The sequence below is a fragment of the Streptomyces sp. NBC_01306 genome, from assembly GCF_026340465.1.
Taxonomy (GTDB): domain Bacteria; phylum Actinomycetota; class Actinomycetes; order Streptomycetales; family Streptomycetaceae; genus Streptomyces.
Genome location: NZ_JAPEPC010000001.1, coordinates 4,077,376 through 4,095,953 on the forward strand (window position 1 = coordinate 4,077,376; position 18,578 = coordinate 4,095,953).

Genomic DNA, 18,578 nt, shown 5'->3' on the forward strand with positions numbered 1-18,578 from the left:
CGGTGCCCACCGGCAAGGTCAAATGGTTCAATTCGGAAAAAGGCTTCGGCTTTCTTTCCCGCGACGACGGGGGCGATGTCTTCGTCCACTCGTCGGTGCTCCCGTCCGGAGTCGACGCCCTGAAGCCGGGGCAGCGCGTGGAGTTCGGCGTTGTCGCGGGCCAGCGCGGCGACCAGGCGCTGACCGTGACCATCATCGATCCAACGCCGTCGGTGGCCGCGGCCCAGCGCCGCAAGCCCGACGAACTGGCCTCCATCGTGCAGGACCTGACGACGCTCCTGGAGAACATCACGCCGAGTCTGGAACGCGGCCGCTACCCCGACAAGGCGGCCGGCGCGAAGATCGCCGGCCTGCTGCGGGCGGTCGCCGACCAGCTGGACGTCTGACCCCGGCCGTACGGAACGGACACGGTCTCCCGGTGGGCCGGGGCGGGGAACTCCCCGCCCCGGCCCACTTCCGTACCGCTCCTCAGCCCTGATCCCCAGGGCACTCGGGCACACTCAGGCGAAGCTCAGCGCCTCTGGCGGCAGTGCCGGTACGAGACCTTCCGCCGCCGCCCGGGTGAGCAGCCCGCGGACCGCCGCGTAGCCGTCCTCGCCGAGATCCGCCGTGAACTCGTTCACGTAAAGACCGATGTGCTGGTCCGCGACCGCCGGGTCCATCTCCTGCGCGTGGCTCAGCACATAGGGCCTGGACACCTCGGGGTCGTCCCAGGCCTGCCGGACCGACGCCCGGACCGTCCGGGCCAGCTCCCGCAGCCGCTCCTCGCCCAGCGAGCGCTTGGCGATGATCGCGCCCAGCGGGATCGGCAGGCCCGTCGTGGACTCCCAGTGCTGCCCCATGTCGGCCAGCGAGTGCAGCCCGTACTCCTGGTAGGTGAACCGCGCCTCGTGGATGACAAGACCCGCGTCGACCTTGCCGTCGCGCACGGCGGGCATGATCTCGTTGAACGGCATCACGAGGATCTCGCCGACTCCACCGGGCACCACCTCGGCCGCCCACAGCCGGAAGAGCAGATACGCCGTCGAGCGCTCGCTCGGCACCGCGACCGTCTTCCCGGTGAGGTCCACACCTGCTTCCCGCGTCAGGACCAGCGGCCCGCAGCCCCGTCCGAGCGCCCCGCCGCACGGCAGCAGCGCGTACTCGCCCAGCACCCAGGGCAGCACCGCGTAGGACACCTTCAGGATGTCGAACTCGCCGCGCTCGGCCATTCCGTTGGTGATGTCGATGTCCGCGAAGGTCACATCGATCCGGGGCGCCCCCGGCACCCGGCCGTGGGCCCAGGCGTCGAAGACGAACGTGTCGTTGGGGCACGGCGAGAACGCGATGTTCAGCGCGTCGGTGAGCAGCGGTGCCTCGGTTGCTTCGGTCATGTGCGGGTCCAGCCTTCCAGTACGGGTGCGAGCTTCCCGAAAGCCGTGGTGAGCGCGGTCAGCGCGTCGCCGATGCGCCAGGCGTCGCGGTCGCGCGGGCCGACGGCGTTGGAGACCGCCCGGATCTCCAGTACCGGCAGCCCGGCCTGCGCCGCCGCCTCGGCCACCCCGAAACCCTCCATCGCCTCGGCCACGGCCGCGGGGTGGGCGGCCAGCAGCCCGGCGGCCCGCTCCGCGGTGCCGGTGACGGTGGAAGCGGTGAGTACGGTGCCGGGCGTCGCGCCGGTGGCGTCGGCCACGGCCCGTACGAGGTCGGCGGGCGGCCGGTGCTCCACCGTGCCGAAGCCGAGACCGGTGACGGACACGAAGCCGTTGGGGGTCTCGGCGCCCAGATCCGCCGCGACGATCGCGTCGGCCACGAGCAGCGAGCCGGGCGCGGCGTGGAACCCGCCGCCGATGCCCGCCGATACCACCAGGCCGTACGAGCCGAGCGCGAGCGCGGTCGCCGTCCCGGCGGCAGCGGCGGCCGGGCCGACCCCGGCCGCGATCACGTCGTAACAGCCGGTCCCCGCGCCCTGGCCGGTGGTGCCCCCGAACGCGCGCGTGACCGCGTCCCGCTCAGCGGGGACCGCGGTCACGATGAGTACACGCAAGGCGTCAGTCCTTCTTGAAGATGAACGACCAGAGCCCGAAGACCTTCGTGGTGCCGTCGCCCTCGGCGATGGCGACGGTCGAGGAGTTGCCCTTGGCGCCGTACTGGGAGTTGAAGAAGACGTTGCCGGGGACCGTCGTGTAGGTCTTCTTGCTGACGGCGGTCAGCTGCTGGCCGTTGAGCAGCAGCACCCAGCCCTTGTCGGCGATCTTCGGGTCCACGCCGATCCGCACGGTCTTGTCCGGGTCCACCTTGATGGACTTGGTGCCCTTCTTCTGCGAGGCGCACGCCTTGGACGCGGCCATGTCCAGGCTCTTGCCGTCGTTGTAGCAGGCGGCCTCGGAGTGCACCGAGTTCGTGCCGACCGTCACGGTCGCCAGCGGCGTCGGCTTGTCGCAGGCGGACAGGACGAGGAGTCCGGCGGACACGGCACCGAGAGCGGCGGCGGTGCGGCGGCCCTTACCAGTAAGAAGCGCAACGGTCATGGGCCGAAGGCTATCGCCCGGCGCAGGTCACGCCACGCGGGGGTGCGGCGAGCCGCGCCGTGCGGCCGTCAGGAGCCCCCGTACGGTCGTGATCGCACCCACCGCGACCAGGGCGGCACCCACCGAGGCGCCCAGCATCCCGTTCAGCGGCAGGGCCATCGCGATGGCGCCGCCCACCACCCAGGCCAGCTGGAGCACCGTCTCCGAGCGCGCGAACGCCGAAGTCCGTACGGTCTCCGGCACATCCCGCTGGATCATCGCGTCCAGGGACAGCTTGGCCAGCGCCTGCGCGAACCCGGCGACCGCGGCCAGCACCACCACCATGAAGGAGACGAAGAAGACGGCCGTGAGGACCGCGGCGCCCAGCGCCACCCCGAGCAGGGTGGCGATCATGATCTCCGGCCCGCGCGAGCGCAGCAGCGCACCCACGGCCGTGCCCAGCGCGTTGCCCCCGCCGGCCGCGACGGCGACGATGGTCAGCGACACGGCGGCGTTCTGCCCGGCCATCGGGTGCTCGCGCAGCAGGAAGGCCAGGAAGAAGATCAGGAAGCCGGAGAGCGAGCGCAGCGAGGAGTTCGCCACCAGGCCGTTCAGGACCGAGGGGCCGACCGTGCGCAGCGACGGCCTGGGCTCGTCGGTCCGCTCCATCAGACGGGCCTTGCCCTCGCCCTTCGCGGAGTCCACCTTGCGGGGCAGCATGAAGGCCAGGAACGTCCCGAACAGGAAGACGGCGGACGCCCCGTAGAGCGGCCAGGCGGGGCCGATCCTGTGCAGCCCGGCCCCGATGGGCGCCCCCACACCGGTGGCGAGCAGCCCCCCGAGCGTGACCCGGGAGTTGGCTCTGACCAGCGAGAACCGTGGTGGCAGCAGCCGAGGGACCACCGCGCTGCGGACCACGCCGTACGCCTTCGACGCCACCAGCACGCCCAGCGCCGCCGGATAGAGCTCAAGCCCGCCGGTGGCCACGGCGCCCGACATCACCAGCGCGAGGACCGCCCTGGCCAGCATCGCGCCGGCCATCGCGGCCCGGCGGCCGTGCGGCAGCCGGTCGAGCAGCGGGCCGATCACCGGGGCGAGCAGCGCGAACGGCGCCATGGTGACCGCCAGATAGAGCGCGACACGGCCGCGGGCCTGATCGGTCGGTACGGAGAAGAAGACGGTCGAGGCCAGCGCAACCGTGATCATTACGTCACCCGCGCTGTTCACGGCGTGCAGCTCGATCAGTTTGCCGAGGCCCGACTCGCCCGCCCCATGGGCGTTCGTCGCCCGTCTGATCCCTTTTGCGGTACCAGTGAACGGCCGATGGAGGGCATGACCGACGGCCCGCCCCACCCTGCGCGCCGGGCTGAATCCGTCGGACGACCTTGCGGTGGTCACCCCGTCATAGTGCCCCAACCCCGTACGACCCGAACCGGGATTCGGACGCGCAGGTGGGACGAGAGCCGGAGAAGGGGTAGCGTGCACGGAGGCTGCCGACCACTCCCGGGCGGGCCCGCGACGCCTGTCACCGCGCCTCGCTGCGTAGTCGGAACCGCCCAGTGACTTCGGTTACGGGGGCGTTCTCCGCCTTGCGATGCACGGTGTCAGACGCCGCGGGCTCCTCCGCCCGGGTGTGGCCGACAGCCTCCAGCGCGCCACCGGCGGTTGCCCTTGGCTGTGCGCCTCTCCGTTATCCCGCAGAATGGGTGGGAGAAGGTGCGCCCCCGGGCATGTCGGGCGCGGACGTTGACGCGGTCCTCTGGTCCGCTCCGCCCGTTGCTCGTACGCGAAGTTCGTCCGGCGCACCCGTGAGACGGCGTAGGAGAGAAGCGAGACCTGTGAGTGCTGCGACGACGAGAAGCCGTACCCCTGACCGCCTGTGCGCCGAGGCGGTCGGCCTCGCACGCGAGGCGGCGGAGGAAGCTGCCTTCCCCGGGGTGGTCGGCGAACACGTCTCTGTGGTGGCCGAGGGTGACCGGGTGGTCACCCACTACTTCGAGTGCAAGGAACCGGGCTACCGGGGCTGGCGCTGGGCGGTGACGGTCGCCCGGGCATCCCGGGCGAAGCTCGTCACGCTCGACGAGACGGTTCTGCTGCCGGGCTCGGACTCGCTGCTGGCCCCCGAGTGGGTGCCGTGGAGCGAACGGCTGCGCCCGGGTGACATGGGGCCGGGCGACCTGCTGCCCACCGAGGCGGAGGACCTGCGCCTGGAGCCCGGCTTCTCGGGCGAGGACGCGCCGCCGCCCAACTCCGTGCTCTCGGACGAGCTGGCGGAGCGGGTCGAGGCGGAGGACGCCGAGGTCACCGACCGCACATCGGTCCCGGCCCGCGGCACGGTCGCCGCGGTCGCCGAGGAGCTGGGGATGCGGCGGGCGCGGGTGCTGTCCCGCTACGGCCTGCACCAGGCGGCGGACCGCTGGGACGAGGAGTACGGCGCGAAGACCCCGATGGCCCAGGCGGCCCCCGCGTCCTGCGTGACGTGCGCCTTCCTGGTCCCGCTCTCCGGTTCACTGCGCCAGGCCTTCGGGGTCTGCGGCAACGAATTCGGCCCGGCGGACGGCCACGTGGTGTCCCTGTCGTACGGCTGCGGCGGCCACTCGGAGGCCGCGGTCATGCCGAAGCCACTGCGGCCGGCGCCGCTGGTACTGGACTCGACGGCCGCGGACCCGTTCGCCCTGCGCCCGGACCCGGAGGGCGGCTCGGTCTCGGCGGAGGCGGCTTCGGGGTCGGACGATCTGGGGCATTCCTGAGGGGTGAGGGGTGGGGTCGTCCCCGCCACAACGCCTCCCCCGGCTCCCGGGCCCTGCTGCTCCATCGCGGAGCCGACAGGGTCACAGGGGCCTGTTCACGCCTTCACTCCGCTACGGACACTTCGGGGTGCGCCGGGACGGGTGAGCGGGTATCAAGGTTGGAAAAGGTTCGGTCCGTCCTCAGCAGGAGGCATCTGCCGGGGCCGGTCGTAACGGGCCGTTCTGTGCGGGCCTGTACTCCATCAGCAGCTGGCTGCCCCGTGGGCCGACCGGGCGAAAGCCTGCCTTGCGCCATGCCCTGATGGCTCGGTGGTTGGAGGCTTCGGGGTCGACGGTGACCCGGCCCCATCCCAGGACGGTACGGAGGTGCCGGACGAGGGCGCGGGCGGCGTCGGGGCCGTACCCCTGGCCCTGTGCGTGAGGCAGGAGCACCATGTCGATGCCGCCTTCATGAGGGCCGGTGGTGACGTACTGGGCGTACCCCACGGAATCGACGCCCCTGAGGACCAGCAGCGACACCACAGCGGGACGCCGCCTTCCGGTGTACTTGGCGGCCACTTCCTCGCGGGTGAGAGGCCGCCCGCCCCAGTTGCGGACGAACCCAGGGTCGGCGAACCACTCGGCGAGCAGCGACAGATGCTCCTCCGTGGCGGGAATGAGTAAGGTCGCCTCGCCCGCGATGCCGCCCTCTGGCGTGTCCTTCATGGAATGCCGACCCTTCGTGCGCGTGTTCCGCCCATCGTTCCAGCCCGGGGGAGGCGGGGGCTCACGGTGTTGGTGAACCACCCGAAGCGCTGGTGAAGCACCCGAATGTCCCCTTGCCCGCCGTTGTCGGGGAGACCGGGTTACGGAGCTGAGCGAGTGCGGTCCGAAGCGCTTCCAGCTCAGCGATGCGTTCCGCGTTCCGCTCGGCGAGTGCTGCGTTCAGCCCTGCGAAGAACCGTGCGCGGTACGCGAGGTCCGTCTCGATGTGCAGAAGTTCCGCGAACAGAGCGGGCTGCTTGGGGCGTTGACGGGTGAGTACGAGCAGGATGCGGGGGAGGCGTCGCCGCATGAGGACCTGGAGCGCCCCGGCGACGAGAGCCAGCCGGACCAGCGAGTACGTCACTCCTGCTGCCCTCCGTGGTCGGTCTGCTGGTGGCGCCTGCGCAGGACCCGGCAGTCGGTCTCCCTGCTCGCGTCGTGCTCGGCCCTGGCGACTGCTTCGGCGAGGTCGAACTCCTCGCACTCCCGGCAGGACGCGTCGTCGGTCTGGGCGGTCACGGTTCCAGCCTCCTGCGGCTGCGGGCGTTGATGCGTGCGATCTCAGCGGTCAGCAGCTCTATGCGAGTCGGGGTCCGTACCTGCTCGGGGACGGCCTCCCATTCGGCGCCACCGTTGACCGGCCGCAGTGACCAGTACGGGCCGGCCAGTCCCCGGAACTCCCCGGTTCGGTTGCCGTGCCCCGTATCGACCATGAGCGCGCCGAGATCCGGGGCGCGTGAGGGTTCCCGCCTATTCGGGGTGTTATGTGCGGACACCACCGCTCCTCTCCGTAGTCATTTCACTACCAAGCGGGCTCAGCGTGGCCTAGAGTCAGGATCCCTTCAAGTAATCTGGAACGAAGGATGAGTTGAGGCGACCGGATGGTCAATCGCAAGGAGTTAGACCCCGAGAGCAGCCCCGCTGCGGCCTACGGAGCCCGTATGCGCAGGTTGCGGGAGAAGCGTGGCTGGAGCCAGGAAGACCTGGCGGGGAGCCTGGAGTGTTCGAGCCAGCATGTTTCGGCTGTGGAAACTTGTCGTAAGCCGCCGACCCTTCCCTTCTCGCGCAAGGTCGACCTTGCCCTCGGTCTTACCGGATCGACCGACTCGTTCGAGCGCGAGTGGCGCGAGATGCGACGTGGCTCCCTGTTGGAAGGGTTTCCGGAGTACGTCGGCTACGAGGGTCGCGCAGTGGAGATCCGGCTGTTCGAGGTCGGGCTCATCCCTGGCCTGCTCCAGACATCGGAATACGCAAGGACACTGGCGAACGGTGACGTACAACGCGGGGCCATCACGCCCCAACAAGCTGATGAGCGAGTGTCGCTCCTCGCGGAGAGGCAAGCGGCGCTGGTGAGGCCGACGCCACCCATGGTGCTTGTGGTGATGGACGAGAGCTGCATCCGTCAGGCCATCGGTGGCCCCGAGGTCATGAAGGCTCAGCTTCAGCGTCTGGTCGAGGTCGCTGCTCTGCCCAACTGGGTGTTACAGGTTTCGCCCTTTGCCGTAGGCGCGCGGCGCTCGTTCAATCTGCCGGTCAATCTGCTCACCCTGGCCGACCGATCGATCATCGCGTATGCGGAATCGCAGGCTCAGGGGCATATGGAGCGAGAAACCACTGCGGTGGTACCCATGTTGACGGCTTACCATCAGCTACAGGCCGAAGTGCTGTCCCAAGCTGCTTCTGTGGCCATGATTCAGCAGGAATGAAGGGAATGTCCGTGACTAACGAGCCCCGCTGGTACAAGTCGTCCTACAGCTCGAACGGCGGTAACTGCGTCGAGGTCGCCCCTAACCTCGCCGCCCTGCGCGGCATCGTCCCCGTCCGCGACTCCAAGAACCCGGGCGGCCCGGTCCTGTCCATTCCCGCCAGCGCGTTCGCCGCCTTCGTGGCAGGCGTCAAGGGCGGAGAGCTCGGCGGCGTCTGAGCGTTCCCGGCCCGAGGTGTGCCGGTTCAGGGCTGATCCACCATGCGGTGGCATGCGCTCAGTGCGGCCCGTGCCACCCAGGCAGCGACTCTCACCGGCCCGCCCCGCCCCGTCACATCCGCACGCGCAACTTGCCCATGTGAGGGTGGAGTTCGTTCCAGACGCGTTGCCGTGACCGGAAGGACCGCGCCTCGGTGAACAGGAGCGGCGGGTCGAAGGTGTGCAGCTGTGTGCCCCAGCCCTTGGTGAAACGGATCACGGCGGACAGCTGCGATCCGTCGGCGGCGGGTGCCGTACGCGGGAGGTCCGGTAGCCGGGGAAATCCGCGGACCTGGGGGCCGCGTCGCGGAAAGCGTCCGGCCCCGCGCCGGAACTCGGCGGTGGCCTCGGCCGCGAACCGGCGGTACTGCTCAGCATCGCCGGTCACGAGGAGCAGCACGTGCGGTGGGTTGCGCAGGCGTACGGCCTCGCAGAACCGCCATATGTTCTCCGCCCCCGGAACGGCCACCGCGATCACCAGCCACGCATGGACCAAGGCGGCGGACACCATGGGGCGGGTGTCGTCCGCCGGCAGGCCGAGGCGGGCCCACCGGCTGCCGGGCGCGGGGTCGTCCGCCGGGCCGACGGCGACGAATTCCCCGTACCCCGGGAACCATTTCTCGACGGCCCGGTGCGCTGGCTCGTCCCAGCCGGGGAGGCCGGTCCCGGGATGCAGGAGCAGCACGCTCTCCTCGGTGTAGATGTCCTCGGGGGTGCGGGGGCGGCGCCGGTAGGCGGTGGTGCGGCGCAGGGTCACGCGGAACCAGTACACGCCCAGGGCCACGAGCACGGGGCAGGCCCACAGCCACATAAGGGTGCCGTAGTGCGCTGCGCCCAGGGGTGTGAAGGCCGCCAGAGCCGTCATTCCGTAGAACCATAGGGACCACTGCCGGTGTACGTAGGACCGCGTCGACTCGGTCTGCGGGGCGGAACGGCTCTCCCGCTTGTCCGGGGGCGCGGCCGGGGCGACATCCGGCGGCAGTATCCGTACCCCGTGGTCGAGTTCCTGTTCACCGGATTCGAGACGTGCTTTCACGTAGCCGTAGAAGAGCAGCAGGGGCAGGGCGATGAAGACGGCCTTGGTGCCGGGGCTTCCGTGTCTGCCCTTGCGTATGAAGTCCGTGTACGGGAGCCAGAGCGAGAGAACCAGGAACATCCAGCGCAGCTGCCGGGGAACTCCCCAGGGCCTCACGGCCCGCCCCGGGAGGCGCAGTTCGAGTCGGGCGATGAAGCCGCGGACCGCCCGTCGCACGGCCAGCCGCGGCGAGAGGCGGGCCACCGCGTGTGCGGATCCGGTCAGCGGGGCGAACTCGGGCTCCCGGCCCGCCCCGAACACGATCGCGCCGATGAGAGGGGCACGCCTGGAGCGCCGGGCGGACCGGGCGGGCCGGGTGGTGGTCCGGGTGATCTCGCGGTGGTCGGGCAGCGTCGGGACTGGCGGTAACCGCTCGCCCTGTGACGCGAGTTCGGGGGCGCGCCGGTCCGCGTACGCGGCCGTCAGTCTCCGGAAGCGGTCATAGCCGTCCGGGTCGTCGAGAACGATGAGTACGAGCTGCTCGGCCGGCAGCAGGCGTACCGCTTCCGTGTACTCCCACAGGGTGCCTTCGGCCGACTCGTCCGGGCTGATCGACGCCACCATGACGACGAGCCGGGACCGGCGGATCGCTTCGGAGACGGTGGCCCGCCAGTTGTCGTGGGAGAGATAGAAGCGGGCCGCGCCGAGCCGGGGCAGCCTCTCGCCGGGCTCGCCTACGCTGATCACACGGCCCAGGCGCAGGAAGGGCAGGACGATGCGTTCCTCCCAGGTGCGCTGGGAGTCCACCGACGCCAGGCCGGCCAGCGCCAGCGTCCAATTCCACACGCCGCGCACCGGCTGGGTGGTGCCCAGTTCCTTGTCGCGGCCGAAGGCCCGGAGATACAGCACATAGGTGTGGTCCTCCAGGTGTTCGTGCAGTGCGGCGCCCTTCAAAGGACGCGAGGTCAGGACGCGCCTGGTGTACTGGAGGGTCTGCCGGGACACCGACTCCGCCCTGACCGCCATGAAGAGCGCGACCGGCGCCACGGCGATCTGCCACCAGACGATCGAATTCCCGGACACGGCCTCGGCGATGGCCGCCAGACCGAGCGCGAGCGCCAGCACCGCTGTGCAAGTGCCCAGGATGCCGGTCGTCAGCGACAGCCGAAGTCCGTCGTTCTCCTTTTCCCTGTTCCCCTTCATGCTCCCCCGTGGATGAAAGATGACAGGCATCCACTGTTCCACGTGGCCGGCAGGTGTGTGTCAGATTGTTGTGTCAGGCGGTCCTCCGTGCGAAGGCTCACTCTCCTGCTCACGCACCGGGTGTTGAATGAGGCCATGTTCGATCACAAGAAGCTTGGCCGGACCGGGATTTCCGTTGCGCCGCTCTGTCTGGGCGGCAACGTATTCGGCTGGACGGCCGACCAGGAGCAATCGTTCGCCGTACTCGACTCCTACGCCGCCGCGGGCGGGAATTTCATCGACACCGCGGACTCGTACATGTACCACTTTCCCGGTAACGAGCCCGGCCAGTCCGAGAACCTCATCGGCGAGTGGCTCTCCGCGCGCGGCAACCGCGACGACGTGGTCATCGCCACGAAGGTCGGTGACCACCCGGAGCGCAAGGGACTGAAGCCCGCCAACGTCACGGCCGCCGCGGAGGATTCGCTGCGACGTCTGGGTACCGACCGTATCGACCTGTACTACGTCCACTTCGACGACGAGTCGGTGCCGGTGGAGGACATCGTCACGACGCTCGACGCACTGGTGCGTGCCGGAAAGGTGCGGGCCCTCGGGGCGTCCAACATCAGCCCGGCACGTCTGGACGCCATGCTGCGGTTCGCCCACCGGGAGGGCCTGGCGGGCTTCCAGGTGCTCCAGCCCCAGTACAACCTTGTCTCCCGCGACACCTACGAGGGCGAACGCCTGGACATCGTCCAGCGAGAGGGGCTGGCCTGTGTCCCCTACTTCGCCCTCGCCTCCGGATTCCTGACCGGGAAATACCGGCCGGGCCGCGCGGTGGACAGCGTGCGCGACCTGCCCGGCCTGGCCGGCGGGTACGCCGACAGCGAGCGCGGCACCGCGGTTCTCGCCGCCATGGAGGAGATCGCGTCGGCGCACGACGCGCAGATGGCCACCGTCGCCCTGGCCTGGCTGGCCCAGCAGCCGACAGTGGTCGCGCCGATCGCCTCCGCCCGGGTGGTGGACCAGGTGCCGGCCCTCGTCGCCCTGGCTGACCTGCGCCTCTCCGATGCCGAACTGCGGTCCCTGGAAGCCGCGTCTGCCTGACGGCAGCCGCACGTGTCTTGACGGTAGCCGCCTCGCCTTGCCGGCAGCCGCACGCAGCGCCCCGTCTCCGGTCAGGTTCGCGGGCTGATTCCCCGTACGATCAGGGTGAGCAGGCGGTCCGCTTCGGCGCCCGGGTCCGGGTGATGTTCCGTAAGCTCTAAGGGAGTTGGGGTCCGCACCTGCTCGGGGACGGTTTCCCATTCGACTCCGCCGTTGACCGGGCGCAGTGACCAGTACGGGCCGTCGAGCCCCCGGAATTCCCCGGTTCGATTGCCGTGCCCCGTATCGACCATGAGCGTGCCGAGGTCCGGGACGTAGGAAGGTTCCTGCCCATTCGGGGTGTTCTGTGCGAGCACCGCCGCTCCTCTCCGTAGTCATTCCACTACCAAGCGGGCTCAGCGTGACCTAGGGTTGGACTGGCTTCAACTTGCGTTTGTTGTCAAGGGAGTTGAGTTATGGCCTTTGAACAGAAAAGAGTTGGACCCCGAAAAGTCCCCGAAGGCGGCGTTCGGCCAGCTTCTGCGCAGACTGCGGGATGAGTGCGGTTGGACGCAGGACGAGCTGGGGGAGCGTACGGGGTGTTCCGGGACGCATATTTCAGCTGTCGAAACTGGTCGCCGCCCTCCAACTCGCCGCTTTGCAGCAAGTGCTGACCGGGCGCTCGGTTCGGGGGACCGGCTCCAACGCCAGAGCCAGGCCGTTCGGCAAACGGCACTGCTGGAGGGATTTCCGGAGTACGTCCGCCATGAGGGTCGCGCGGCGGAGATCCGGTTGTACGAAGTGGGCGTGATTCCTGGTCTGCTTCAGACGCCCGAGTACGCATCAACGCTCGGGGAGAGCACCGTGAAACGGGGCGTCACCACGCCCGGCCAGGCAGACGAGCGAATTGCGCTCGTTGCAGAGCGTCAGGCCTCGCTGATCCGGACGCCGCCCCCATTGGTCTTCGTGGTACTGGATGAGAGCTGCCTCCGACGACCCATCGGGGACAGCGGCGTCATGGACGGTCAGTTGGCCCGGCTGATCGAGTTCGCCGAGCTGCCGAACACCGTGCTCCAAGTCGCTCCGTTCGACATGGGAGTCCGTCGTCCGCTCAGCCTGCCGGTAACCGTGCTCACGATGCCGGATCGGTCCCTCATGTCGTACGCCGAGTCCGCCCAACGGGGCCATCTCGAAAGGGAAAGTACGTTCGTGCTGCCCATGCTGACCGCCTACCATCAGCTACAGGTCGAAGCTGTCTCCCAAGCGGCATCCGTGGCCATGATCGACCAGTTACGAAAGGGCACCCGTGACGACTGAAACTCCCCGTTGGCTCAAGTCCTCGTACAGCGGCAACGGCGGTCAGTGCATCGAGGTCGCCTCCCACCTCATCGCCTCGCGCGGCGTGGTCCCCGTCCGTGACTCCAAGAACCCGAGCGGTCCGGTTCTGGACATCCCCGCCACCGCGTTCGCCTCCTTCGTGGCGGGTGTCAAGACCGGAGAGTTCGGCACCGTCTGAACCTCCGGCCCGTGAATCAATGAGCATCGCGGCTTCCGGGGCGGGTGCCCGTCCGGGGTGCGGGTCCCGGCTGCGTGCCCGCCGGGTTGGCGTGTCAGACCATGGCGAGCCGGTCCACCAGCAGCTCCACCCTCTGCTCGGTGTCCTCCGGGGGCAGGCGTCCCGACCGGCCCAGGGTCGCAAGGCCGTGCAGGGCAGCCCAGAACACCTCGGTGAACAGCGCCGGGTGGACGTGGTCCCCGGCGACCTCGCCGAGCGTCTCCAGTAGCGCGGCGAAGGCGTCCTTGAGTGGTTCCGGGGTGTCCTCCTGCGCGAACGCCAGGCCGCCGTCGAGCTGGAAGATGGCGTCGTAGACCGCCGGGTTGCGTGCGGCGAAGTCGAGGTAGGCGCGGGCGAGGGCGGTGACCCGGGCGCGGGGGCCGTCCACGGCGGAGGTCGCGGCCCGCAGCGCCGCGGCCATCTCGGTGGAGCCCTCAAGGGCGACGGCGCCGATGATCTCCCGCTTGCCGCGGAAGTGGCTGTAGAGGACGGGCTGGCTGTACTCGATGCGCTCGGCGAGCCGGCGGGTGGTGACCGCGTCCCAGCCCTGCTGCTCGGCGAGTTCACGGGCCGTCGCCACGATGAGACGCTCGCGGCCCGCCCGTTCACGCTCCTTGCGTTCCTGTACCGACATGATTCGATTCTAGCACCGCTAGACAAGCGATCGGCACTAGTACTAGCCTTGCTTCATTGGCTAGCAACGCTAGATTTCGGAGGGATCGTCATGCTCGATGCGCTTCAGGTCGTCACCACCGTGGCCTTCGGACTGATGGTGGGGGTGGAGTTCTCCGTCGCCTTCGTCATGAACCCGATCTTCAACGCACTTCCCGAGGACAGCGCTCAGCTCGCCCGCAGCCACGGGGGCCGGATGCTCGGCGCCGTGATGCCGTTCTGGTACATCGGCTCACTCGTCCTCGCCGCGGTCTGGGCCATCGCCGGATGGCACCACCACGGGACCGGCCTCGTCGTCACCGCCGGCGCGCTGCTGCTCGTCAGCGTGGTCATGTCGCTCCTGCTGCTCGTCCCGATCAACAACCAGGGCAAGACGTGGACCCCCGAGAACCGGCCCGAGGACTGGAAGGAGCAGATGCACCGCTGGGACCGCTTCCACTATGTGCGCGTCGCCATCCTCATCGCCGCCTTCACCCTGCTCGTCGCCGCCCTCGTCTGAGCCCGCGGGCCGGCGCCACAGGACTCAGCAATCCCACGAAGCTCACCGAGCTGACGAAGCCCCGCAAGGAGAAGAACAGTGTTACTGAAGAAGATCAACACCGTCCTGGCCGCCGCCTTCATCCTCTTCATCCTCTGGTTCGGGACGGAGTTCATCCTGAGTCCGGAGACGGCGGCGGCGGGCTTCGGCCTGCCGAGCCCGCCCGCCGGCGACGGTGGCGGCTTCCTGATCATCAAGGGAATCCGCGACGTCGTCCTGGCCCTGGTCCTGGGCATCCTGCTGGTGACGGGCCACCGCCGGGCGCTGGGCTGGGCGCTGCTGGTGGAGTCCCTCGCCGCGTACGGCGACATGACCACCGTGCTGGCCCACCACGGCTCCGTGGCCACTGCGCTCGGCGTCCACTGCCTGACCGCGACACTGATGGTGGTCAATGGCCTGCTGATCATGCGCGAGACCCGCAGGGCCGTGGCCGCTCCGGCAACGCCCGCCCTGCAGCCCGCCTGACGCCACCACCTTGCCGTGTGCCGGTATCCGCCTGTCAGCGTCAGACGTTCTCCGACGACGTTCGGGGGCGTGGGCCCCGGCTCACGTAAGCGGCGAATCCCGCGACGGCGAGCGCTGCCGCGACCATGGCCGCGGGCCGGCTGTCGGGTGCCTGTGTCTGCCAGGTCAGTGCCTCACCCGCAGTGCCCGCGCCCGGGAACATGGCCGCGCCGAGCGTCCACCCGAGTGGCAGGAACCACGCCCGAGCGGTGCCGGTCGTGGCCGCCCCCAGGGCGGTCAGGCCCAGCAGGCCGGCCGTGTCGCGGACGGCACATCCGAACGGCCCGAACCGCGTACCGGTGAGCAGCGTGGCCACCAGGAGCATGACCATGCATCCCAGGGCCGCGGTCAGGTGGGACATCCGCAGCCACCCCCACGGCCTCGCCGCCGTGCGGTCCAGGGTGTCGTCGGGGCCGCCGAGCGTCGTGGTGACGACGGCCACGAGGAGCAGCGCCGTCAGGGCGAGTACGGAGCCGCTCACCTCGCGCGCGTCGCTGAAGACCGTCGCAAGCAGCCATGCGATGGCGGTGGCCGCGACCGCCGCGCCGAGCGCGGCCGGTGCCCGGCGCGAGCGGACGTAGAGCGTCAGCCCTCTCATCGGGCGCTCCGCGTCAGGAGGTTGGTGGTGTCCTGGCACTTCTGGGCGGCCCGGTGGACGGCGGTCACCCGGGTGCCGGCCTCGGCCTGCGGCAGTGCCTTCAGACCCTTCCAGAGCTCGACGGCCTTCGGGTCGGCGAATTCGAGGCCATCGGGTCCGACGGCCGGCTCCCGGTCGAGCAGCCAGTAGGCGGCAGCGGTGGCGACCTCGAAGTTCCCGGTGTCCGCGCAGCTGAGAGGTCCGGTGAACACGCCGGTGAGCAGGGTCGGTTCGAGCCGGCCCGGGTGGGCGAGGTGACCGTCCTTGCCGACCGCGATCGTCATCAGCGCGGTGTCGGCCCTGGACTTCGGCGAGGTGGGCGGGAAAAGCGTGCTGGTGTCCTCGTGCGCCGTGACGACCGATGTCTTCGACAGGAGTCGCAACGCGTGCCGGGCTCTGGAGGCCACCTCGGGCAGCAGACCTTCGTGCGCCCGGCTGACGCAGACCCGCGGGGTGTCTGCGGTGCACACCAGTTCCTGGGCGACCGGGTCGAGCGTTCCCCGGTCGTAGGCACCGCCGGTCGGCACGATCAGGGCCGTGGCTGTCGCCCCGATCGCCAGCGGCAACAGCGCGGCGAACGCGAACTTACGTTCCCGTACGGCGAAGAGCACGACGCCGGCCACCGCGACCGCGACCAGCCAGAGGCCCTGGGCGACGCTGACCCCGCCGTTGACGGTGTCGTAATCGCTGAACCTGCTCAGCCCCATCGGGGAGAACGCCGCCATGTCTCCGCCGTCCGGCAGGGCGTGGGGCGCGAAGACCAGCAGCGCGAAGCCGGTCACGGCCAGCGCGGGTGCGGTGGCGAGCGCCGGCACCAGGCGCCCGACGGCCAGCCCGATCCAGACCGAGGCGATCATCGCGATCAGCCCGACGGCCACGACGGCAAAGGCGGCCGGCGGCAGGTAGCGCGCCGTGCCGGCGATCCGTGGCGCCGCCGCGAGGAGCGTGACCAGGTACGCGACGAGAACCGCCAGCGCGGTCGTGACCAGGATCGGCACGATGCGCCGCGTTCGTGGGCGGGGCACGCTGGCGAACAGCTCGGCGACGTTCGCCCGGTGCTCGGAAAAGGACTGCCAGGCACCGGCGGCCATCGCGAGGGGCGAGAGAGCCGCGAGGTATTCGCGCTCCGTCATGACCAGCGCCATCCACCCGGCGGACCAGCGCCCCGCGGTGGCGTGGAGCACGATCGTGCCGGTGGCGGCTATCAGGAGCGCGGCGCCGAGAGCGGCCGACCGCCGGAGCTGGATACCGAGGATGCGGATCATGCGTTGCTCCGCCGGTGCTGACGCAGGAGCGCCGAGTAACCGCGCTCCGCCGGGCTGTCGCCCGCGTCGTTCTGCCCGCCTCGGGCGATCAGGTCGTCGGGGGTGCCCTGGAAGAGGAGCCGGCCTTCGTTCATGAGGATGACGTCGGTGCAGGCGGCGACGACGTCCTCGACGAGGTGGGTGGAGACCAGCACACAGCTGTCGGAGCCGAGGTCACGCAGCAAGTCGCGGAAGTCGAGCCGCTGTTCGGGGTCGAGTCCGACGGTGGGCTCGTCGAGCAGCAGCAGCTCGGGGTCGTTCACGATGGCCTGAGCGATGCCGGCCCGGCGCAGCATGCCACCGGACAGCGCCTTCATCCTGACGTCGGCCTTGCTGGTGAGACCCACCCGCTCGATCGCGCGTTGCACGGCGTCGGGTACCGCGGTTCTGGGCATTTCCTTGAGCCAGGCCATGTACTCGACGAACTCGCGGACCGTGAACCGCGGGTAGAAGCCGAACTGCTGCGGCAGATACCCCAGTCCGCGACGTACCGCGCGCAGGTCTGCGCGGCCGTCGACCTGCGCGCCGAGCAGCGTCAAGGAGCCGCCCGCGGGCTTGACGACGGTGGACAGCGCGCGCATCAGCGTGGTCTTTCCGGCACCGTTCGGGCCGAGCAGACCGTGCACGCCGGCTTTCAGGGTCAGGTCGAGGCCGTCGACGGCCAGGTGCCGGCCGGCCCGCACACGCAGTTCTTCCGCGTGGATGAGCCAGGGATGAAGGGTGGGGGCCATTTCGGCAGCACTCACCTGTCGCACGGGGTCTCCTGTCCTGGGGTCCGGGGTTCAGTTGCCGCTGGTCAGGCGGCGGAAGTGCGGGGCGGCGAACAGGGTGACCGCGGCAAGGGCCACGGTGATCACCGCCCAGACGGCATCGCTGCCCGGCTGTAGTACCGGGGACAGGGACCGGGCCGCCACGCTCGGCAGCAGCACGGCCGCGGACCAGGCCGTCCCGAGTCCGATCGCCGCACGCCGCACGCCGATGAAGGCGCCGAGCGCGAGGGTGGCCGCGGTGAACGCCAGGCACGGCAGCAGGATGAGGACCAGTGAGGTCCCGGTGCTGACACCCGCCACCAGCAGCGCCGGAAGTACGACGACGAGCACCGCGAGCGTGTGCCGCAGCACCATGGCCAGGCCGGCTGCGGGAGTGGTGGCGATCAGTTCCCAGACCGGGTCGGTCCGCCGGCTCCAGGCCACCGCGACGCCGGGCAGCGGAGCCACCGGGGCCAGCAGCAGTACGAGCGAAGGCAGGCTGGGTTCGGCGGAGTTGAGGAGCACCCCGCAGCCCAGCACCGCGACGGTCACCGCGAGCCAGGGTGCCAGCGCCCAGGCAAGCCGGCGTCGGTGCACGGCCACTGCGTATGTGCCCACTGCGTATGTGCGTCGCCTGGCCGGGAGCGGGCTCGTATCGATCGCCCGGTCGAGCGAGACGGCGACACGGCCGAGCACATCCGTCGTGGCCGGGGTGACGTTCCTGGCGAGTTCTTCACGGCAGTCCCCGCACGTGTCGAGATGGACCTCGACGGACCAGAGCGCGGCGTCGTCGAGCCCGCGCCCGCCGTCCGCGTAGCGGGCCAGAACCATGGTGGTGGGGTGAGTCATGAGAGCGCCTCCCGCAGCGCGATCCGGGCCCGCCGTGCGCGGGTCTTCACCGTGCCCTCCGGCATACCGAGCAGCACGGCCGTCTGCCGGACCGAAAGGTCGTCGAGCACCATCGCCTGCATCACCTGCCGCAACTCCGGTGGCAGCCGCAGCAGTGCCTGTTCGAGGTCCTGGTCGACGCGGGTGCCCAGCACCTCGTCCTCGGCGGCCGGCACGGTCGTCTCGGCCAGGGCAATGCTCGGCACCCGCTCCTGCCGGGCGCGCCGGCGGAATGCGTCGACGAGACGGTTCGCGGCGATCGTCCAGAGCCAGCCGACCGCACTGCCCTTGGTCACGGAGCCCGCGTAGCTGCCGGCCGCCCGCCAGACCGCCAGATAGGTGTCCTGGAGCACGTCGGCGACGACGTCGTCGTCACCGCAGCGGCGGCGGAGCCGCACCGTCAACCAGGGAGAGGTGCGCCGGTACAACTCGTCGAACGCCGCCCGGTCCCCGCGGGCGACGCGACGTACGAGCTCTGCCTCGTCGAGGTCTGCCATGCCTT

25 protein-coding genes are annotated in these 18,578 nt (G+C 70.1%); 9 read left to right on the forward strand and 16 right to left on the reverse strand.

From position 1 onward, the window contains the following. Nucleotides 1-2 precede the first annotated feature (2 nt). Complete coding sequence (locus OG385_RS37380) at nt 3-386, forward strand: cold-shock protein (RefSeq protein WP_323183791.1); 384 nt, start codon at nt 3-5, stop codon at nt 384-386. Nucleotides 387-500: 114 nt separating this feature from the next. Here OG385_RS37380 and OG385_RS17985 read toward each other — a convergent pair whose 3' ends face one another. The 4 genes from OG385_RS17985 to OG385_RS18000 are packed head-to-tail and all read right to left on the reverse strand — an operon-like array spanning nt 501 to nt 3,887. Next, nucleotides 501-1,373 carry a 1,4-dihydroxy-6-naphthoate synthase gene (locus OG385_RS17985; RefSeq protein WP_266855656.1) on the reverse strand — a complete coding sequence of 291 codons (873 nt, stop codon included), beginning with the start codon at nt 1,371-1,373 and terminating at the stop codon, nt 501-503. Beyond that, nucleotides 1,370-2,026 (reverse strand): futalosine hydrolase, encoded by a 657-nt coding sequence (locus OG385_RS17990; RefSeq protein WP_266855657.1) that lies wholly within the window; start codon nt 2,024-2,026, stop codon nt 1,370-1,372. The genes OG385_RS17985 and OG385_RS17990 overlap by 4 nt, the downstream gene beginning before the upstream one ends. A 4-nt stretch (nt 2,027-2,030) precedes the next feature. Continuing rightward, entirely contained in the window at nt 2,031-2,510 is a 480-nt protein-coding gene (locus tag OG385_RS17995; RefSeq protein WP_266855658.1) for a DUF2771 domain-containing protein, read from the reverse strand. Nucleotides 2,511-2,537: 27 nt separating this feature from the next. Further along, entirely contained in the window at nt 2,538-3,887 is a 1,350-nt protein-coding gene (locus tag OG385_RS18000) for an MFS transporter (RefSeq protein ID WP_266855659.1), read from the reverse strand. Nucleotides 3,888-4,327: 440 nt separating this feature from the next. On the opposite strand from OG385_RS18000, the gene OG385_RS18005 reads away from it, so the two are divergent. Next, on the forward strand, nt 4,328-5,239 hold the full coding sequence (locus OG385_RS18005; protein ID WP_266855660.1) for a DUF3027 domain-containing protein: 912 nt from the start codon (nt 4,328-4,330) through the stop codon (nt 5,237-5,239). Between the two features lie 180 nt (nt 5,240-5,419). On the opposite strand, the gene OG385_RS18010 is transcribed toward OG385_RS18005, so the two are convergent. The 4 genes from OG385_RS18010 to OG385_RS18025 form a co-directional block, all read right to left on the reverse strand. Then, on the reverse strand, nt 5,420-5,944 hold the full coding sequence (locus tag OG385_RS18010; protein WP_266855661.1) for a GNAT family N-acetyltransferase: 525 nt from the start codon (nt 5,942-5,944) through the stop codon (nt 5,420-5,422). A gap of 61 nt (nt 5,945-6,005) precedes the next feature. Beyond that, nucleotides 6,006-6,347 (reverse strand): hypothetical protein, encoded by a 342-nt coding sequence (locus OG385_RS18015; RefSeq protein ID WP_266855662.1) that lies wholly within the window; start codon nt 6,345-6,347, stop codon nt 6,006-6,008. Next, on the reverse strand, nt 6,344-6,502 hold the full coding sequence (locus tag OG385_RS18020) for a hypothetical protein (protein ID WP_266855663.1): 159 nt from the start codon (nt 6,500-6,502) through the stop codon (nt 6,344-6,346). Before OG385_RS18020 ends, OG385_RS18015 begins: the two co-directional genes overlap by 4 nt. After that, nucleotides 6,499-6,759, reverse strand: coding sequence for a hypothetical protein (locus OG385_RS18025; RefSeq protein ID WP_266855664.1), 261 nt, complete (start codon nt 6,757-6,759; stop codon nt 6,499-6,501). The genes OG385_RS18020 and OG385_RS18025 overlap by 4 nt, the downstream gene beginning before the upstream one ends. Nucleotides 6,760-6,864: 105 nt before the next feature. Between OG385_RS18025 and OG385_RS18030 the strand changes: the two genes are divergently transcribed. Together OG385_RS18030 and OG385_RS18035 are read left to right on the forward strand one after the other, a co-directional pair. Next, nucleotides 6,865-7,689, forward strand: coding sequence for a helix-turn-helix transcriptional regulator (locus OG385_RS18030; RefSeq protein WP_266855665.1), 825 nt, complete (start codon nt 6,865-6,867; stop codon nt 7,687-7,689). A gap of 5 nt (nt 7,690-7,694) precedes the next feature. Then, nucleotides 7,695-7,907: a DUF397 domain-containing protein gene (locus tag OG385_RS18035; RefSeq protein ID WP_266855666.1), complete on the forward strand. Its 213-nt coding sequence runs from the start codon at nt 7,695-7,697 to the stop codon at nt 7,905-7,907. Nucleotides 7,908-8,019: 112 nt separating this feature from the next. Here the strand turns inward: OG385_RS18035 and OG385_RS18040 are convergent, their stop codons facing one another. Further along, entirely contained in the window at nt 8,020-10,164 is a 2,145-nt protein-coding gene (locus tag OG385_RS18040) for a hypothetical protein (protein ID WP_266855667.1), read from the reverse strand. Nucleotides 10,165-10,299: 135 nt separating this feature from the next. Here OG385_RS18040 and OG385_RS18045 point away from each other — a divergent pair, with 135 nt between their 5' ends. After that, nucleotides 10,300-11,250: an aldo/keto reductase gene (locus tag OG385_RS18045; protein WP_266855668.1), complete on the forward strand. Its 951-nt coding sequence runs from the start codon at nt 10,300-10,302 to the stop codon at nt 11,248-11,250. Nucleotides 11,251-11,321: 71 nt separating this feature from the next. On the opposite strand, the gene OG385_RS18050 is transcribed toward OG385_RS18045, so the two are convergent. Then, nucleotides 11,322-11,606 carry a hypothetical protein gene (locus OG385_RS18050; RefSeq protein ID WP_266855669.1) on the reverse strand — a complete coding sequence of 95 codons (285 nt, stop codon included), beginning with the start codon at nt 11,604-11,606 and terminating at the stop codon, nt 11,322-11,324. Between the two features lie 106 nt (nt 11,607-11,712). Between OG385_RS18050 and OG385_RS18055 the strand changes: the two genes are divergently transcribed. Both OG385_RS18055 and OG385_RS18060 read left to right on the forward strand, forming a co-directional pair. Then, nucleotides 11,713-12,546, forward strand: coding sequence for a helix-turn-helix transcriptional regulator (locus OG385_RS18055; protein ID WP_266855670.1), 834 nt, complete (start codon nt 11,713-11,715; stop codon nt 12,544-12,546). After that, nucleotides 12,536-12,745: a DUF397 domain-containing protein gene (locus OG385_RS18060; protein ID WP_266855671.1), complete on the forward strand. Its 210-nt coding sequence runs from the start codon at nt 12,536-12,538 to the stop codon at nt 12,743-12,745. Before OG385_RS18055 ends, OG385_RS18060 begins: the two co-directional genes overlap by 11 nt. Nucleotides 12,746-12,839: 94 nt before the next feature. On the opposite strand, the gene OG385_RS18065 is transcribed toward OG385_RS18060, so the two are convergent. Next, complete coding sequence (locus OG385_RS18065; protein ID WP_266855672.1) at nt 12,840-13,418, reverse strand: TetR/AcrR family transcriptional regulator; 579 nt, start codon at nt 13,416-13,418, stop codon at nt 12,840-12,842. Nucleotides 13,419-13,508: 90 nt separating this feature from the next. On the opposite strand from OG385_RS18065, the gene OG385_RS18070 reads away from it, so the two are divergent. Beyond that, nucleotides 13,509-13,955 carry a DUF1772 domain-containing protein gene (locus OG385_RS18070; protein WP_266855673.1) on the forward strand — a complete coding sequence of 149 codons (447 nt, stop codon included), beginning with the start codon at nt 13,509-13,511 and terminating at the stop codon, nt 13,953-13,955. Nucleotides 13,956-14,033: 78 nt separating this feature from the next. Then, the gene (locus tag OG385_RS18075) at nt 14,034-14,459 is read left to right on the forward strand and encodes a DUF4267 domain-containing protein (protein ID WP_266855674.1); all 426 of its coding nucleotides are present in this window, start codon (nt 14,034-14,036) and stop codon (nt 14,457-14,459) included. A gap of 40 nt (nt 14,460-14,499) precedes the next feature. Here OG385_RS18075 and OG385_RS18080 read toward each other — a convergent pair whose 3' ends face one another. The 5 genes from OG385_RS18080 to OG385_RS18100 are packed head-to-tail and all read right to left on the reverse strand — an operon-like array spanning nt 14,500 to nt 18,573. Next, nucleotides 14,500-15,096, reverse strand: coding sequence for a hypothetical protein (locus tag OG385_RS18080; protein WP_266855675.1), 597 nt, complete (start codon nt 15,094-15,096; stop codon nt 14,500-14,502). After that, nucleotides 15,093-16,400 carry a hypothetical protein gene (locus OG385_RS18085; RefSeq protein ID WP_266855676.1) on the reverse strand — a complete coding sequence of 436 codons (1,308 nt, stop codon included), beginning with the start codon at nt 16,398-16,400 and terminating at the stop codon, nt 15,093-15,095. Before OG385_RS18085 ends, OG385_RS18080 begins: the two co-directional genes overlap by 4 nt. Next, entirely contained in the window at nt 16,397-17,170 is a 774-nt protein-coding gene (locus tag OG385_RS18090; protein ID WP_266855677.1) for an ABC transporter ATP-binding protein, read from the reverse strand. Before OG385_RS18090 ends, OG385_RS18085 begins: the two co-directional genes overlap by 4 nt. A gap of 51 nt (nt 17,171-17,221) precedes the next feature. Next, on the reverse strand, nt 17,222-18,037 hold the full coding sequence (locus OG385_RS18095; RefSeq protein WP_266855678.1) for a zf-HC2 domain-containing protein: 816 nt from the start codon (nt 18,035-18,037) through the stop codon (nt 17,222-17,224). Next, a complete protein-coding gene (locus OG385_RS18100; RefSeq protein WP_266855679.1) occupies nt 18,034-18,573 on the reverse strand; it encodes an RNA polymerase sigma factor in 540 nt (179 codons plus the stop codon). Before OG385_RS18100 ends, OG385_RS18095 begins: the two co-directional genes overlap by 4 nt. Nucleotides 18,574-18,578 lie beyond the last annotated feature (5 nt).

What these genes read in the sequence shown, in the direction of transcription:
- OG385_RS17985 (WP_266855656.1), bottom strand. Translation starts at nt 1,373, where the DNA reads ATGACCGAAGCAACCGAGGCACCGCTGCTCACCGACGCGCTGAACATC.
- OG385_RS17995 (WP_266855658.1), bottom strand. Translation starts at nt 2,510, where the DNA reads ATGACCGTTGCGCTTCTTACTGGTAAGGGCCGCCGCACCGCCGCCGCT.
- OG385_RS18010 (WP_266855661.1), bottom strand. Translation starts at nt 5,944, where the DNA reads ATGAAGGACACGCCAGAGGGCGGCATCGCGGGCGAGGCGACCTTACTC.
- OG385_RS18030 (WP_266855665.1), top strand. Translation starts at nt 6,865, where the DNA reads ATGGTCAATCGCAAGGAGTTAGACCCCGAGAGCAGCCCCGCTGCGGCC.
- OG385_RS18035 (WP_266855666.1), top strand. Translation starts at nt 7,695, where the DNA reads ATGTCCGTGACTAACGAGCCCCGCTGGTACAAGTCGTCCTACAGCTCG.
- OG385_RS18040 (WP_266855667.1), bottom strand. Translation starts at nt 10,164, where the DNA reads ATGAAGGGGAACAGGGAAAAGGAGAACGACGGACTTCGGCTGTCGCTG.
- OG385_RS18045 (WP_266855668.1), top strand. Translation starts at nt 10,300, where the DNA reads ATGTTCGATCACAAGAAGCTTGGCCGGACCGGGATTTCCGTTGCGCCG.
- OG385_RS18065 (WP_266855672.1), bottom strand. Translation starts at nt 13,418, where the DNA reads ATGTCGGTACAGGAACGCAAGGAGCGTGAACGGGCGGGCCGCGAGCGT.
- OG385_RS18070 (WP_266855673.1), top strand. Translation starts at nt 13,509, where the DNA reads ATGCTCGATGCGCTTCAGGTCGTCACCACCGTGGCCTTCGGACTGATG.
- OG385_RS18080 (WP_266855675.1), bottom strand. Translation starts at nt 15,096, where the DNA reads ATGAGAGGGCTGACGCTCTACGTCCGCTCGCGCCGGGCACCGGCCGCG.
- OG385_RS18085 (WP_266855676.1), bottom strand. Translation starts at nt 16,400, where the DNA reads ATGATCCGCATCCTCGGTATCCAGCTCCGGCGGTCGGCCGCTCTCGGC.
- OG385_RS18090 (WP_266855677.1), bottom strand. Translation starts at nt 17,170, where the DNA reads ATGGCCCCCACCCTTCATCCCTGGCTCATCCACGCGGAAGAACTGCGT.
- OG385_RS18095 (WP_266855678.1), bottom strand. Translation starts at nt 18,037, where the DNA reads ATGACTCACCCCACCACCATGGTTCTGGCCCGCTACGCGGACGGCGGG.
- OG385_RS18100 (WP_266855679.1), bottom strand. Translation starts at nt 18,573, where the DNA reads ATGGCAGACCTCGACGAGGCAGAGCTCGTACGTCGCGTCGCCCGCGGG.